This window comes from Streptosporangium sp. NPDC000396 (assembly GCF_042898655.1).
Lineage (GTDB): Bacteria > Actinomycetota > Actinomycetes > Streptosporangiales > Streptosporangiaceae > Streptosporangium.
This window is the reverse complement of sequence record NZ_JBIAZA010000010.1, coordinates 256743-271602: the sequence shown is the minus strand read 5'-3', so window position 1 is coordinate 271602 and position 14860 is coordinate 256743. Positions and strand designations below refer to the sequence as shown.

General features: G+C 70.8%; 12 protein-coding genes. 8 read left to right on the top strand and 4 right to left on the bottom strand.

The genetic code is table 11. The features are described 5' to 3' along the window. Positions 1-10 precede the first annotated feature (10 nt). On the bottom strand, positions 11-1525 hold the full coding sequence (locus ACFY2X_RS18610) for an MFS transporter (protein ID WP_389939667.1): 1515 nt from the start codon (positions 1523-1525) through the stop codon (positions 11-13). Between the two features lie 369 nt (positions 1526-1894). On the opposite strand from ACFY2X_RS18610, the gene ACFY2X_RS18605 reads away from it, so the two are divergent. Together ACFY2X_RS18605 and ACFY2X_RS18600 are read left to right on the top strand one after the other, a co-directional pair. After that, on the top strand, positions 1895-2707 hold the full coding sequence (locus ACFY2X_RS18605) for a DUF3027 domain-containing protein (RefSeq protein ID WP_389939665.1): 813 nt from the start codon (positions 1895-1897) through the stop codon (positions 2705-2707). Between the two features lie 96 nt (positions 2708-2803). Further along, positions 2804-5968, top strand: a complete 3165-nt coding sequence (locus ACFY2X_RS18600) for a sacsin N-terminal ATP-binding-like domain-containing protein (protein WP_389939663.1) — start codon at positions 2804-2806, stop codon at positions 5966-5968. Positions 5969-6016: 48 nt separating this feature from the next. Here ACFY2X_RS18600 and ACFY2X_RS18595 read toward each other — a convergent pair whose 3' ends face one another. Then, a complete protein-coding gene (locus ACFY2X_RS18595) occupies positions 6017-6337 on the bottom strand; it encodes a DUF2530 domain-containing protein (protein WP_389939661.1) in 321 nt (106 codons plus the stop codon). A gap of 131 nt (positions 6338-6468) precedes the next feature. On the opposite strand from ACFY2X_RS18595, the gene ACFY2X_RS18590 reads away from it, so the two are divergent. Beyond that, entirely contained in the window at positions 6469-7932 is a 1464-nt protein-coding gene (locus ACFY2X_RS18590; protein ID WP_389939659.1) for an NCS2 family permease, read from the top strand. 102 nt (positions 7933-8034) lie between these two features. Here ACFY2X_RS18590 and ACFY2X_RS18585 read toward each other — a convergent pair whose 3' ends face one another. Beyond that, positions 8035-8754, bottom strand: a complete 720-nt coding sequence (locus ACFY2X_RS18585) for a hypothetical protein (RefSeq protein ID WP_389939657.1) — start codon at positions 8752-8754, stop codon at positions 8035-8037. A 236-nt stretch (positions 8755-8990) separates the two neighbouring features. Between ACFY2X_RS18585 and ACFY2X_RS18580 the strand changes: the two genes are divergently transcribed. Continuing rightward, positions 8991-9743, top strand: coding sequence for a hypothetical protein (locus ACFY2X_RS18580; RefSeq protein WP_389939655.1), 753 nt, complete (start codon positions 8991-8993; stop codon positions 9741-9743). Between the two features lie 62 nt (positions 9744-9805). Further along, on the top strand, positions 9806-10336 hold the full coding sequence (locus ACFY2X_RS18575) for an RICIN domain-containing protein (RefSeq protein ID WP_389939737.1): 531 nt from the start codon (positions 9806-9808) through the stop codon (positions 10334-10336). Positions 10337-10345: 9 nt separating this feature from the next. Here ACFY2X_RS18575 and ACFY2X_RS18570 read toward each other — a convergent pair whose 3' ends face one another. After that, a complete protein-coding gene (locus tag ACFY2X_RS18570) occupies positions 10346-12991 on the bottom strand; it encodes a LuxR C-terminal-related transcriptional regulator (protein WP_389939653.1) in 2646 nt (881 codons plus the stop codon). Between the two features lie 399 nt (positions 12992-13390). Here ACFY2X_RS18570 and ACFY2X_RS18565 point away from each other — a divergent pair, with 399 nt between their 5' ends. From ACFY2X_RS18565 to ACFY2X_RS18555, 3 genes are all read left to right on the top strand, one after another. Then, the gene (locus ACFY2X_RS18565) at positions 13391-13687 is read left to right on the top strand and encodes a type II toxin-antitoxin system VapB family antitoxin (RefSeq protein ID WP_389939651.1); all 297 of its coding nucleotides are present in this window, start codon (positions 13391-13393) and stop codon (positions 13685-13687) included. After that, positions 13684-14112 carry a PIN domain nuclease gene (locus ACFY2X_RS18560; protein ID WP_389939649.1) on the top strand — a complete coding sequence of 143 codons (429 nt, stop codon included), beginning with the start codon at positions 13684-13686 and terminating at the stop codon, positions 14110-14112. The genes ACFY2X_RS18565 and ACFY2X_RS18560 overlap by 4 nt, the downstream gene beginning before the upstream one ends. 163 nt (positions 14113-14275) lie before the next feature. Next, positions 14276-14737, top strand: coding sequence for a MarR family winged helix-turn-helix transcriptional regulator (locus ACFY2X_RS18555; RefSeq protein WP_389939647.1), 462 nt, complete (start codon positions 14276-14278; stop codon positions 14735-14737). Positions 14738-14860 lie beyond the last annotated feature (123 nt).

Here is a 14860-nt window from a genome sequence, read left to right as displayed (position 1 = left end):
GCCTCGCGGCTCAGCCGTGAGGATTGGTCAGCGGTTTGGTCCGCTTCTCCGTCGGGGAATCGTCCCGCCGCACGACCGCGGTCGTCGTTCCGGCGGGCTTGGGCCTGGGCGTCTCCCACGGGGCGGGGGAGGCGGTGTCCGGAGCGGAGGAGGGAGCGTCGGGGGTCGAGGACGGGGAAGGGGCGCCGGAGGCCGAGGACCGGGCGTCCGCACCGGCTGCTCGGGCGGCCTCGACCTTGGCGTCCCTCGCCCGCGTTCGCCGGCCTCGCCGTACCAGCAGCCAGCCGAGCGAGCCTCCCAGCACCGCGGCCATCACCGCGAGCCCGGCGGACCCTCCGGCGAACAGCGACAGCAGCAGCCCGACCAGCCCGCCGAGCACCCACGCGATCTGCAGGAACGCCTCCACCACGCCGAAGGTGGACGAGCGCACCTCCTCGCCGATCTCGCGCTGCACGATCGCGTCCAGCGCGAGTTTGCCCAGGCCCTGGGCGAACGCGGCCACCAGCGCGACGGCCACCGCGGTCCACAGGTTGAACACGATCGCCGCCACCACGGTGACCGCGGCCGTCAGGGCGAGGGTGACCAGCACGATGAGCTGCGGGGAGTGGCTGCGCACCCAGGAGGCCACGGCCGCTCCGGCCAGGCCGCCGACGCCGGCGGCCACGGCCAGCACGCCGATCGTGACCGTCGGGGCGAGGCCGGGCAGTTTCCTGTCCTGGACAAGAAAGAGCAGGTAGAAGAGCAGGAACCCGGAGTGGAGGCGGATGGCGACGTTGGCCTTCATCGCCTCGGCGACCACCGGGCCCACGTTCAGCAGGGTGCGCCAGCGGTGCGACCGCTCCTCGTCCTCCTCCAGCTCCTCAAGATCGGGAGAGTCCACGTGACGCGGGAGCCGTACCGCCAGGACGCCTTCCAGCAGGAAGAGCACCGTCGCCCCGCGTAACACCCATTCGGCGCCGAGCCAGGCGCTGATGCCCGCCCCGGCCGGAACCGCGAAACCGGCCGTCACCAGGGCGAACAGGGCGACCCTCGCGTTGGCCGTGACCAGCGCGATGTCGGCGGGCAGCACGTTCGGCATGATCGCCGCACGGGAGACGTTGTAGGCCTTCGACAGCACCAGCACGGCCAGAGCCGCGGGGAAGATGGTGAACTCGTCGTCCGAGACGATCGCCGCCGCCATCGCGAAGCACAGCAGGCCACGGCCGAACAGGGTGCCCGCCATGACGAAGCGCCGGCCCGAGCGGAACCGGTCGAGAACCGGGCCGACGAACGGCGCCACCACCACGAAGGGGATCATCGTGATCAGCAGGTAGAGCGCGACCTGACCCCGGGCCTCGTTCACCGGGAGCTTGAACAGCGTTCCGGCCAGGGCGGCGGTGACCAGCGCGTCGCCCGCGCTGTGCGCGGCGGTCAGCTCGATCAACTGCCCCAGCCCCGTACGGCCCGCGCCCTGGGCGTAGGTGAGCCGGCGCGCGCTCCTGCCCACCCATCGGGTCCCGCTCGCCGCGCCGCGACCGGCGCGCATGACTCCCCGCCCCGTGCTTTTACCGGCGCGGACGGTCGCCCGGCCCGCTCCGGAGGCAGAGCGGCCGATCAGGCGACAGGTCTCGCCCGCTGCCTTCTGCGCCCGTTCCCACCCATTTGCCACGCATCCAGTCTTACCCGATTGCATCATCTCCAAGGCTGAGGCCCAAGCACCCCAACCTTCACAGATCGTGATTTTCAGTCCCGTTGACAGGTGAGACGTCCGGTGCGGTGGGCGACTCCTCATGTCATGCGCCCGTACCGGTGTCGTTCGCTCCGGGCATGGGTGAGAATGAACTGTGAGTCAGCGCAACGAGCTAGGCAGGAAGCACAGCGACCGTCGGGTTGCGAGACCGCTGGAGGAGGACTCGTGAGCCGCACCCGAGCCCGCACCCCCGCTCTCGACCAGGCCTGCGTCGCCGCCGTCGACCTGGCCCGTTCCGCGATCGAGGAGACCGTCAAGCCCGACGAGGTGGGTGAGCACCTCGGGGTCGAGAGCGAGGGCGAGCGGGTCGTCACCCATCACTTCGCCTGCCTCGATCGCGCCTACCGAGGGTGGCGCTGGGCCGTCACCGTCGCCCGGGCCTCCCGGGCGCGCAACGTGACGGTCAGTGAGGTCGTGCTCTTGCCCGGCTCGGGCGCGCTGCTGCCGCCCGAGTGGGTGCCGTGGAGCGAGCGGCTGCGCCCCGGGGACCTGGGTGTGGGCGACCTGCTGCCCACCGCCGAAGACGACGATCGGCTCGCGCCCGCGTTCACCGGGGCCGACGAACCCGACCAGCAGCTGATTCTTGAGCAGGGCCTCGGCCGGGCACGGGTGCTCTCCCCGATCGGCCGTGACCGCGCCGTGCGCCGCTGGCACTCCGGTGACTCCGGCCCTCACACCCCTCTCGCGCACGCCGCTCCCGCGCAGTGCTCCACCTGCGGCTTCTACTGGCTGCTGGCCGGTGCGCTGGGCGCCGGGTTCGGCGTCTGCACCAACGAGTACGCCCCCGACGACGGCCGCGTGGTCGCCGCCGACCACGGCTGCGGCGCGCATTCCGAGGCCGCCGTCCTGCCGCCCCAGGTCGAGCCGACCTCGCCCATCCTCGACGACCTCGCCTACGATCTCGCCGAAGACTCCGCCGAGGCGGATCTGGCCGGTTCCGTGGACGACGCCGCCGCCGAGCCACTGGGTCACTCCTGATCCGACGCTGGTCTCGCAGGCCGCCGGACCACCTCTGGTCCGGTCACCTGCCGTGCGACGTGATCTGTGGGGCCCCTGACCTTTGGACTCATCGCCTTGACTGACATTTTCGGAACTGATCGACTGCGCTCCGCCGTGCTCGCGGCATGGACGGCTTCGCCCGCGCGTTTCCGCGAGGACGCCAACGCAGAGGAGGACTTCGCACTCGGCGGCTATCGCGACCGGCTGATCGTCGAGCTCGCCCAGAACGCCGCCGACGCCGCGCTCCGCGCCGGGGTGCCCGGCCGGCTGCGGCTGTCGCTGCGCGAAGGGGTGCTGTCGGCCGCCAACACCGGAGCCCCGATCGACGCCGCCGGGATCGAGGGCGTGTCGACGCTGCGCGCGTCCGCCAAACGCGACGAGTCCGGTGCGGCGGGCCGCTTCGGCGTCGGCTTCGCGGCCGTGGTGTCGGTCTGCGACGAGCCGGTGATCGGTTCGCTCGGGTCCGGGGTCGTCCGCTGGTCCCGCGACCAGACCGTCGCGCTGGTGGCCGCCGAGCCCGTGCTGGCCAAGGAGCTCGCCGAGCGCGGCGGGCACGTGCCGCTGCTGCGCCTGCCGTTCCCCGCCGGTCCGGTGGAGGTTCCGAGCGGATTCGACACGCTCGTACGGCTGCCGCTGCGTGACAGGGCGGCCGAAGACGCCGTCCGGCGGATGCTGGAGGAGACCAGTCCCGCGCTGCTGCTCGGCCTGCCCGCGCTCAGGTCGATCGAGATAGACGTGGACGGCGAGGTCAGGACGGTCCTGCCCGACGGCTGGCACGTGGTCTCGGCTTCCGGGCAGTTCTCCCCGGAGCAGGTGACCGAGCTGTTCGCCGACCGGCCGACCGAGGAGCGGGCCCGGCCGTACTGGCTGGTCCGCTGGGCCGTACCCGTCGACGGGCCGGCCGGCGACGCTTCGGACGGCGCGCAGGACGGCCCGCGAATCGGCGCGCAGGACGGTTCGCGAAGCGGGGCGCAAAGTGGTTCCCAAAGCGGCTCGCGGGGCGGTGAGCCCAGGCCGCTGCCCGCGCAGGTGCCGCCCGTGGTGCACGCGCCGACGCCGAGCGACGAGCAACTTGACCTGCCCGCGCTGCTGATCGCCTCGTTCCCGATGGCCACCGACCGGCGGCACGTGGCCATGGGCCCGCTGACCGACTTCCTGGTCGAGCGCGCCGCCGACGCCTACGTCGAACTGCTCGCCGGGCTGCCCCGCACGCCCAAGCTGCTCGATCTGGTCCCCGGTCTGATGGGCAAGGGCGAGCTCGACGCCCAGGTGCGCCGGGCCATTCTGCGCAGGCTTCCCGACACGCCGCTGCTTCCCGCCCTCTCCCCGCCCGCCGACGCCGAAGGGTCGCCCGCCGGACGACCCGCCGACGGCGAGGACCTGGTCGTGGCCGGACGGCAGGCGTCCGTGGTGGAGGCTCCGGGCGAGCTGCTGGAGAAGGTCGCCGACATGGTGCCCGGCCTGCTGCCCGCCGGATGGCCGTCCAGGCACCCCGCGATCGTCACTCTCGGCGTCAGGCGAGTGGAGCTCGCCGACGTCGTGGACATGCTCTCCGGCGACGTCGTCAAGGACAGGGATCCGGCCTGGTGGCGGTCACTGTACGAGGTGCTGCCCGCCGACGACCCCGAGTCTCTCGGCGCGCTGCCGGTGCCGCTGGCCGACGGCCGCCTGGTCCGGGGACCGCGCGGCACGCTGCTGCTGACCGACGGCTCCACGCTGGACCCGGCCGTGCTCGCCCCGCTCGGGCTGCGCGTCGTTCACACGGACGCCGCCCACCCGCTGCTGCTGCGGCTCGGCGCGGGAGAGGCGACGCCCCGGACGGTCCTGGAAGACCCGCTGACCCGCGCCGCCGTCGCGGAGTCGCTCGACAGCGCCGACTCGGAGCCGGTGGCTCAGGCGGTGCTCGCGCTGGTGGAGGCCGCCGGGCTGGCCGTCGGCGAGGCTCCGTGGCTTGCCGACCTGGCGCTGCGCGGTGCCGACGGTGAGCTGTATCCGGCGGGCGAGCTGCTGCTGGCCGACGGATCGCTGGCCGGGCTGCTGGACCAGGAGACGCACTTCGGCACGGCCGCGCCCGAGCTGGTGGAGCGCTACGGCTCGCGGGTGCTGGCCGCGGCCGGAGTGCTCGACGGTTTCGCCGTGGTGAACGACACCGACGTCATGATCGACCCGGACGAGTGCGACCACGACCTCGACCGCGAGGACGAGTGGCTGGAGGCCGTTCTCGACCTGCTGCCCGAGATGGACGTGCCGCCGATCACCAGGGAGTTCTCCGCCATCCGCGACCTGGAGTACGTCGCGGACTGGCCGTCGGCCCTCGCCCTCCTGTCGCGCCCGCCGCTCCGCTCGGTCCTGCACCCGTTGCGGGTTCTGGTGGCGGGTGAGGTCGTGGAGGTGCCGTCCTACACGGCGTGGTGGCTGTCCACCCACCCGGTGCTCGGTGGAAAACGCCCCACGGAGCTGCGGCTCCCGAGCGCCGACCCGCTGCTGTTCGGCCTGTACGGCGACGCCCCCGGCGGCGTCGACGAGGCCGCGCTGGCGATGATCGGCGTCCGGACCACCCTGCCCGACCTGCTCGCCTCGCACGGCGGTCCCGACGAGCTTCTCGAACTGCTGGCCGACCCCTCCATCGAGGTGGACCGGGCACAGCTCCGGGCTCTGTGGGTGGCCCTGGCCGCCGTCGCGCCCGCCCGCGTCGCGCCACCGCGCGCGGTCCGCGCCGTCCTCGGCGGTGAGATCGTCGTCGCCGAGGCCGAGGGCGGCCGTCTGCTGTCCGGCGGCACCGGTGCCGAGGGCGAGCTGGGCGAGCCGGTCGTGGTCGAGGCGCCGGACCTGCTTCCGCTGGTCGCCGACCGGCCGCTGATCCTGGCCCCGTTCGACCTGGCCGAGGCGCTGTCGGAGTTGCTCGACCTGCCGCTGGCCGGGGAGGAGTTCGCCGGTGAGGTGACCTCTGCCGGTGAGGTCCGGGAGGTTCCGCCCGCCGTACGGTCGCTGCTGCCGGGTGCGCCCGCGACCTACATGGAGCACGAGAAACTGCTCGTGGACGGCGTCCCCACCACCTGGCGGTTCTTCGAGGGCACGGTGCACGCCACGGGCGTGGAGGGCCTGGCGCGTGGGCTCGCGTGGGCGTCGGGCCAGTGGGGTGACCGGCTCGCGGTCGCCGCGCTGCTGCGCGATCCGGCCGCGGTGCCGCTGCTGCTCGCCGAGGCGGACCTGGACAGCTGGACCGCCTCGACCGACTAGGGTCTGCTTCCGGCCGGCCCTGCTCTCGCGTTTCCTCGCGCGCCGGGGTCAGCGCAGGCGGGGCTGGTGTCCCTCTTCCGTCGCGTCGGGCGGCGGGGGAGGGACGGGCGGGATCGCCGTGATGGGCTCGACCGGTTCCTCGTCGGGGGACGGCGGGCCTCGGCGGTCACGGCGCCGGACGTACCAGAGGCCGAACAGGCCGCCGCAGATGCCCGACACGCAGGTCCAGATCCACCAGCGGTGCTCCGGGCCCGGTTGCACGATCAGGAGCACGACCAGGGCGACCGCCCACAGGCCCGTGCCCACGAGGATCGTGGCCGAGTCGCTGGTCTTCAACGGCTGGAGATCCGGGGGGCGAGGCTGGTTCACGTGGTCCAGCGTAGGCGACGGGGTCTCACCGGTGGCAAAACGCCCCCTGTGAGAGCGCGGATCGATCTCGAAAGCATCACCATCGTGACCCAAGTCTTCCGATGGCGGGTGCTCGCTGTCACCCTGCGTGCGTGAGCGACAGGAAAACCAACCATATAAGTGCACTTGACCGTTTCTTTCACGTCACGGACCGTGGTTCTTCGGTAAGCCGGGAAGTCCGTGGTGGGTTCGTCACCTTTTTCACGATGGCCTACATCGTCGTGCTCAACCCCTTGATCATCGCCACGGTCAAGGACGCGGAGGGCCAGTTCATCGGCGACGGGAGCACGCCGAACATCCCGCTGGTCGCGGCCGGCACCGCGTTCGTGGCCGGGCTGCTGAGCATCCTGATGGGCGTCATCGGCAAGGTCCCGTTCGCGATGGCCGCCGGGCTGGGACTCAACGCCTTCGTCGCTTTCGGCATCGCCTCGCAGATGTCGTGGGAGTCGGCCATGGGCCTGGTCTTCATCGAAGGCGTGATCATCGCTCTTCTGGTGCTGACCGGATTCCGGACGGCGGTGTTCAACGCCATCCCGTCCCAGCTCAAGACCGCGATCAGCGTCGGCATCGGCCTGTTCATCGCCCTGATCGGCTTCGTGGACGCCGGTTTTGTCCGCAAGGCGCCCGCCGTGCCGCTGGAACTCGGCATCGGCGGCAACCTGACCAGCTGGCCGATCCTCGTCTTCGTGGTCGGCCTGCTGACGGTCGCCCTGCTGGTGGCCCGCAAGGTGAAGGGCGCCATCCTCATCGGCATCGTCGCCACCACGGTCCTCGCGATCGTCGTCGAGGCCGTGACCAAGGTCGGCGGCCCGGGGACGCCGGACAAGCCCAACCCCTCAGGCTTCCGGCTCGTCGTCCCGGAGATGCCCAAGGAGATCTTCGGGTTCCAGAACCCGCTGGTGCTGTTCAGGGAGTTCGACCCGGTCGGCGCCTTCAGTTCCGTCTCGGTCCTCATGGCCCTGCTGTTCGTCTTCACCCTGCTGATCACCGACTTCTTCGACACGATGGGCACGATCGTGGGCGTCGGCGCCCAGGCCGGTCTGATCAAGGAGGACGGCTCCCTGCCCAAGACCCGTGAGATCCTCCTCGTCGACTCCATCGGCGCGGCGGTCGGCGGCGCGGGCTCCGTCTCGTCCAACACGACCTACATCGAGTCGGCCGCGGGCGTCGGGGAAGGCGCGCGCACCGGCCTGGCCAGCGTCGTCACCGGCGTGCTCTTCCTCCTGGCCATCTTCGTCTCGCCGCTGGTCGCCGTCGTCCCCTACGAGGCCGCCGCCCCCGCGCTCGTCATCGTCGGCTTCCTGATGATGACCGCGATCCGCGAGATCGACTTCTCCGACTACGAGATCGCCATCCCGGCGTTCCTCACGATCGTGCTCATGCCGTTCAGCTACTCCATCGCCAACGGCATCGGCGCGGGGTTCGTTAGCTTTGTCCTGATCAAGCTCGTCAAGGGCAAGGCGCGCGAGGTTCACACCCTCATGTGGGTGGTCGCCGCCCTGTTCGTCGTCTACTTCGCCCTCGGCCCGATCAAGATCCTCCTCGGCCTCGCCTGAGGACCAAGCCGAAGGCCGTCATGATGACCACTGCGTCGGTCATCATGACGGCCTTCTCCGTGTCCGGACCTCCCGCGAAGCCCAGTGGCGTCGCCGTGGTGGTCAGCTGTCCGGCCCGGCGGCGTTTTCGCTGAGGGACTCTGCCTGGGGTCGCAGGCTGGTCACGACGGTCGCGGCGTAGCTCCCGGCGAGCGCGATCCAGCAGATCACAAGGATCACGGCATGGATGTTCTTGAGGTCGCTCATCATGGGCCGCCCGGTGCCGGGGTCGGCCGGGAGGGGACGTACCAGCCCGAGCGGATCCTCAAGGACGGTGAACGAATCTGACGGGTTCCCGTCCGTGCGGGCCGCCTCCCGCCGGGCTTGCGTGAACTCGCTTCCGATCATCGCTCCACCGGCCACCGGGTCGCCGTCCGGCCCTACGAGCTCCAGGAAGACCGTGCAGGTATACGGGCCGAGGGCGGCGTCCTGGCCGGTGGCCGACCTGCCGCACCGGTCGGTCGTGTCCGCGACGGTGGCCTCGACCGGTCGGCCCAGCACGCTCAGATACAGGGCGTGAAGGGGCTGCACTCCGCCGAGAAAGATGGCGGCACCGAGGACGAACTGCGCCAGCGCCGTGGTGACGACCCACCGGGTCCGGCCGCTCAGGGTCAACAGCAGCAGGATCGGTGTCGCCAGCAGGCCGAAGAAAAAGGCCATGAACATCAGGTAGGGGAAGAATCCGCCGTCGTTCCTGCTGATGGTCAGTGGCGCCACCAGGTCGCAGACGAGGCACGCCAGAAGCGGGATCAGGTGTTTCGGCTTCGGTTTCCAACGCCCCATGCCGCCCTCCCTGGGCCATTGTCGATCACATCGATGGTGCCATCACCGGACGATCGGGGGAATACTTCGCGCTCCAGCCCTGAATCGCCGTGCTCCGCAGCCGTGAACCGCCGCAATTTGCGTAGGGGGTACCGATGCCGGGCCCTCTCCGCCGCCGCATCGTGAACGCATGAGCACCGGACAGAGAGTGATCTGCCGGTTGGTCGCAGGGCGATTGGTCACAGGGAGAGGAAACGATGGGCAGGAACATGTCCTGGGCGTCCGGCGGGACGCGCACCAGAGCATTGGGAATGGTCGCCGTGGGGTGCCTGGCGTCAGCGCTGCTCGGCACCACGACGGCCTCGGCCGAAACCGAGACCGCCGGTGCGCGGCGGGCGGGCGCGGGGTCCTCGCCCGACACCTGCGCGTCCGGGTACGTCTGGCGCGGAGCCAGGGCCAGCGACCACGTCTGCGTCACCCCGGCCACCCGCGACCGTACGGCCGGCGAGAACGCCGGCGTCTGGCACGAGTGCACCACCGGCTTCGTCTGGCGGGAGGCGTACCCGGGCGACCACAGATGCGTGGTTCCGGACTCCCGCAGCCAGGCCCGCAGCGACAACGCGAACGCGCCCTACCGGCTCGCCTGGGTGATCATGACCAGGCGGAACCACTCGGCCCCGCCGCCCACCTGCGAGGGGAACGCCTGCTCCCACAGCAACGAGTCGCCGTACCAGACGGTGGGCATGCGGGGTTACTACCTGACTCCCGGCGCCCAGGTGACCGTCCGGATCGTCCGCTCCGCCGACGGGCGGGTCATGTGGTCCGGCAACACCACGGCGCAGGCCGGTGGGAAGGGGCCGGGCGGGAACTACTCGATCGACACCGAGCGCACCGTTTGCCAGGGGGGCCTGTTCGCTCCTCCGCTCGACGCGTACGTGCAGGCACGGGAGAACGGCGGCGCGTGGTCACCTCGCGTGCCGATCGCCTGGCGCCTGTGCTCCAGACTCTGACGACTCCGCCGCTGTCCTGTCCGCAGAAACCGCTCCACGGGAAAGGAAGCCTTGTGCACGCTATGAATCGTGGCCCGCTTTTACTGGCCGCATCCACTCTGCTGGCGACGGTGGTCACCGCATCCCCGGCCGCGGCGGAAACCGTCCGCTACTACGAGGTCGTCGTCGAGCACAGCGGCAAGTGCCTGGACGTTCAGGACGCCAGCCGCGCCCACGGCGCCGACGTCATCCAGGGAAAGTGCTTGGACGGATACAACCAGCAGTGGTCTCTGGTGCCGGTCGGAGGCGGCTACTACAAGCTCGTCGCCCGGCACAGTGGCAAGTGCCTGGACGTTCAGGACGCCAGTCCCGCTCACGGTGCCAACGTCCTACAGGCGACCTGCTCGAACGAATATGACTACAACCAGCAGTGGAGGATGCGCTCTGTCTCCGGCCCGAAATGGCCCGGCACCGGTACTCCCTTCCAGCTGCGGGCCCGGCACAGCGACAGGTGTCTGGACGTTCAGGATGCCAGCTACGCCCACGGTGCCAACGTCCTGCAGGCGACCTGCTCGAACGGGGCCAATCAGCGCTGGCGCCTCCGAACCCCCTGAGGTCGCCGCTCACGGTGCGTCGGGCCCGGCCGAGGGGGGAGGGTCCGGCGGGTCCGACCCGAGGGCCTTCAGCCTGCGGGCCAGACCGGCCCGATCGCTGACGCCGAGCTTGTGGTAGACGCGGTTCAGGTGGCTGGAGACCGTCCGTATGGAGATGAACCGCTGGCCGGCGATCTGGCGGTTGGTCAGGCCACCGGCCGCCAGCTGGGCGATCTCCCACTCGCTCGCCGTCAGCCGGGGAGCGGACAGCTGCGCCAGGGCGGGCGTGTGCGCTCCTTGGCAGCGGGTCGCGAGGTCATGGGCCCGTCCCGCCGAGGCCCGCGCGTTACGCTCGCGCCCCTCGGCGATGTGGGCGAGGGACGCCTGGGCGGCGGCCTCGGCGGCATAGAGGATCACCCCGAACCTCTCGAAATCCGCCGACACCTCATCCAATGCCTTCCCGGTGCGGGCCGCCGCGTGCCTGGCGCAGAGCACGACCAGCTCGCCGTCGACCAGCTCGACGAGTCCGGCTAGCCGGTCGGCGACCCGCCTGGCCGCGCCCAGCCGTACCACGTCGTGCAGCGCGAACATCTGCCAGACGCGCAACCCGTGCCGCTCGGCGTCGTCTGCGGCGGCCAGCGCGCACTCGACGGCGCCCTGCACGTCTCCCGCGAGCGCCGTCATCCACGTCCGGGCCAGCAGCAGCGGGAAACCGACCGCCATGAACGAAAGGAGCGGCGCCGATTCCTCGTCGCCGGGGAACGCCTTCCGGGCCGCCTCCAGGTCGCCGGTCAGGGCCGCCGCGTGCGCGAGCTCACCCCGGCACGGGGCGGTGGTCACCAGCGGGATCACATCCCAGCATTCGACGCTGTCGGCGCCCCACCGCCGGGCGTCCTGGACCTGGCCGCGGAGCCGGTGGACGGCACCGAGAATGGCGCTGGAGGTGGCCCTGGCGAGCGGCGCCGAGCCGAACTCGCCTTCGAGGGCCAGCCGTTCGGCGGCGGCGGCCTCGGCGGAGTCGAGAGCTCCGGTGAACAGGTGGGCCATGCAGATCCCGTCGGCCAGGAAGTGCTCGACGAACGGTGCCTGGTCCCGCCAGGCGTCGACATCGGAGAGCGTGCCGGTCATCAGGGCCAGCGCTTCCCGCACCCGCCCGCGCATGAGGAGGATCCAGGACGAGACCGCGGACAACATTGCGGTGAGCCGGACTTCCGGCACCCCCAGCTCGCGTGCCCGGTCGAGGTCGTGCTCGGCCTCCCGCAGGCGCCCGGCGTACACGTGGAACGCCGCACTGAACGACAGGATGTCCTGTAGCAGGGCGGGGACGGCGGTCGCCGCCGTCGCGTCGGCCAGCACCCGGAACGCCTCGGCCTCCCGCCCCAGGCCCCAGATCAGGTTCCAGGCGCGCGCGATGCGATGCATGACGAGCTCGTGCTCGGCCGTGATCAGCCCCTCGGCGCGGGAGAGCACCGCCTCGGCCTCCGCGGCCTGGCCGGTGAAGAACAGCATCGGTCCCAGCACCCCGGCCACGGCCGCGCCGCCACCGGCGTCCAGGGCGGCTCGCCCGAGCCGGATCGCCAGGTCCAGGTCCCACGCCGCCCACGAGGCCAGGCAGGCCTCCATCAGAAGGGCGGGGTCGGCGGCCCCCTCACCGTCGAGCTGCCAGACGGCGACCCGGACGAGGTCGCCACGACGCCGCATACCGGTCGCCTGCGCGGCCTCGGCGAGCCGGCGCAGCAGGGAGCGGGTCCGGAAGGGGCCCATCGCGCCGCGGACCGCCTCACCGTAGAGCGGGTGCGCGAGCCGTACCACGAGGCGGTCCCTCTCCCCGTCGGTGGTGATGAGCTGCCTGGCCTCGGCCCGGTCGACGGACGAGGAGGGGACGAGGCGCGTCAGGATGTCCGCGTCGAGGGGCTCGCCGAGGGCGACGAGCTCCAGCACCTCGCGCTCCGCGTCGTCGACGTCGCCGAGCCGGGTCTCGATGAGTTCTCTGAGCCGGGAGGAGACGAGGAGTTCACCCTGCCACTGCCAGACGCCCTGGGACGATCTGCGAAGACGTCCCTGTTCCTGTCCGGTCAGGACGAGCTCGCGCAGGAACAGGACGTTGCCCTGGGCGGCGGTGTGCAGGCGCTGCGTGGTCCACAGGGCGGGCTGCCCGCCGAGCGCCCGCGACAGCAGGAGCCGCGTCTCCTGAGAGGACAGGGGAGCGAGCTCCAGCCGGGACATCAGGTCGTTCTTCCACAGCGCCATGATCGGGTCGGGTGAAGGCTCGCCGCTGCGGACGGTGGCCAGCAGTCTCGCCCGGCCGTGCACGACCAGGTGGTGCACCAGGGCCGCCGAGGTCGCGTCCAGCAGGTGGGCGTCGTCGACGTGGAGCAGCATGCCGTCCGGTGCGACGGCGTCGGCGGCCCAGCGCAGCAGGTTGCCCCGTCCTCCGACGGGAAGCCGGGCGGGAAGCATGTGGGCGAACGCCCCGAGCGGGATGGCGGTCCCGGCGCTGGTCCCGCACACGTGGACGACGGGCAACCCGGTGATCTCCTTGAGCGCCTCGGTGACCAGACGGGTCTTACCCACCCCCGCCGGTCCGGCGACCACGAGCCCGCTGCCCCGAAGGCTCGCCGCGCGTACGCGGTCGAGTTCCGATGCTCGCGCGACGAACGGCCACAAGCCTCGCATGGGCTTAATATACGGACGGTTCAGATGATCGTCCGATCATTTCATCACGGTTCGATTCGGACTACCGCGAAGCCCTGTCCTGGCTGAGCCGTGAAGCGGAGGTCGTCGACACGACCGGAATCCCGCCTTCGCGGGTCGCCCGGATCGTCGCGGCCGGAGCCGGGGTGGAAACCGCGGGCGTCGAGTAGCCGCTGTCGGTATGGCGGAAGCTCGGATTCGGCCCTGGAACAGCCCTGAATCGTCCGGCGCGTCGCCCTTGATCCCGTCACGGCCTCGCTGGACCCGTCCTGGGTTCTTTCTTGCCGAAATCGCCTTACGGAAAGCCTTTATTCGCCTACTCCAGGTGACAGAAAGGAATGGATATACACTGGTAGTTGGTCGTATATATGGAGGTCGCCTGTGGCGAAGATCCTGGTGGATGTCGATGAGGAGATGCTGGCCGCGGCCCAGCTCCTCCTTGGCACCAAGACCAAGAAGGACACGGTCAACCTGGCGCTCGCGGAGGTCGTCGCGCGAGTGACCAGGTTGAAGGCTCTGGAGGAGGGGGTTGAGCTCTTCGCGGAAGGCGAGTTCGACTCCTTGCTGGACAAGCGCAACTACCGGTCCGTCCCGGAAGGGCATGATCCGATTCCGCGTAAGGAAGATGATCCGGCTCCGGGTGAGGAAGACCACGAGGATGGCCGGAGGGCCGCATGAGTGCCTTCGGCACGCACCTCGCCGACACCTCGGCGGTGGTGCGCATCTATCGGGACGCCGAAGTCCGCGAGCACTGGAGCCAGCATGTCGTCTCCGGGCTCATCTCGATCTGTCCGGTCGTCGAGTTGGAGATGCTTCGCGCCGCCGAAGGTAAGGTGGCGCGCGAGCGGCTTGACGAGGTGCTCTCGGGAACCTATGGCTGGGTGCCGATGCCGGACGACGCCTTCCATCGGGCCCGCGAACTCCAGGACACCCTGGCGGCGTCCTCCAGCCATCAGGGGCCGAGTGCCGTGGATCTTCTGATCGCGGTGACGGCACGGCACCACGGGCTCAAGGTGCTCCACTATGACCGGGACTTCGCGACGATCGCGAAGGCCGCAGACATCGAGGTCGAATGGGTCGCCCAGCCGGGTTCGGCGAACTGAGGGTTTCCCGGCTGAGGCGCCCCTGCGAGGTCCTGCCTGCGGGGGCGCTTCGCTGGGGCCGGTGTTCCCCCGGGTGTCCGGCACGTCGGTCGGCTCCCGCCAAGAAAATCTCCCCCGAAGGGAATGCGTTGCGATCGTATTTAGTTAGCAAAGGTAATGACTCATGCTAACGAACTACCCCAAGAAGGACCCCGCCGCGAGCCTGCGAAGCGACGCCGGTCTGGCCTCGGCGCTGCGCGTGTCGCTGGCGCGGCTGAACAGGCGCCTGCGCAGGCAGGCCGCAGTGCACTCGCTGACTCCCACCCAGCTCGCGACGCTCGCCGCCGTGGAACGGCATTCCGGGATAACCCCCGGCGAATTGGCCGAGCTAGAGAAGGTGCAACCGCCCTCGATGACGCGCGTGATCGCCGCGTTGGACGAGCGGGGGCTGGTGTCGCGTACCCCGCACCCGACCGACCGGCGTCAGGTGACCGTGAGCGTGACCGAGCAAGGAACAACGCTGCTGAAGGAGGAGCGCCGCCGCAAGGAGGCGTGGCTGACACAGCGGTTGAAGGAGCTGACACCCGAGGAGAAGGCGGTGCTCCGTCAGGCGGCTCCGATCCTGGAGAAGCTCAGCCGGATCTAGCCGAGCCTGAGGAACCCGGGGCCTCGGCGACCCTTCAGGACGCCGAGGCACATGCCGTACCCGGTGGGAAGCCGGGCCGGTGGGCAAGGGCACGAGGGCGGATCGCGCACGCCGTACCCGGTG

Bases quoted from the DNA above. Each gene is read 5' to 3' on its own strand.
- ACFY2X_RS18610 (WP_389939667.1), bottom strand. From the start codon at position 1,525: ATGCGCGCCGGTCGCGGCGCGGCGAGCGGGACCCGATGGGTGGGCAGG.
- ACFY2X_RS18585 (WP_389939657.1), bottom strand. From the start codon at position 8,754: ATGGGGCGTTGGAAACCGAAGCCGAAACACCTGATCCCGCTTCTGGCG.
- ACFY2X_RS18580 (WP_389939655.1), top strand. From the start codon at position 8,991: ATGGGCAGGAACATGTCCTGGGCGTCCGGCGGGACGCGCACCAGAGCA.
- ACFY2X_RS18575 (WP_389939737.1), top strand. From the start codon at position 9,806: ATGAATCGTGGCCCGCTTTTACTGGCCGCATCCACTCTGCTGGCGACG.
- ACFY2X_RS18570 (WP_389939653.1), bottom strand. From the start codon at position 12,991: ATGCGAGGCTTGTGGCCGTTCGTCGCGCGAGCATCGGAACTCGACCGC.
- ACFY2X_RS18560 (WP_389939649.1), top strand. From the start codon at position 13,684: ATGAGTGCCTTCGGCACGCACCTCGCCGACACCTCGGCGGTGGTGCGC.
- ACFY2X_RS18555 (WP_389939647.1), top strand. From the start codon at position 14,276: ATGCTAACGAACTACCCCAAGAAGGACCCCGCCGCGAGCCTGCGAAGC.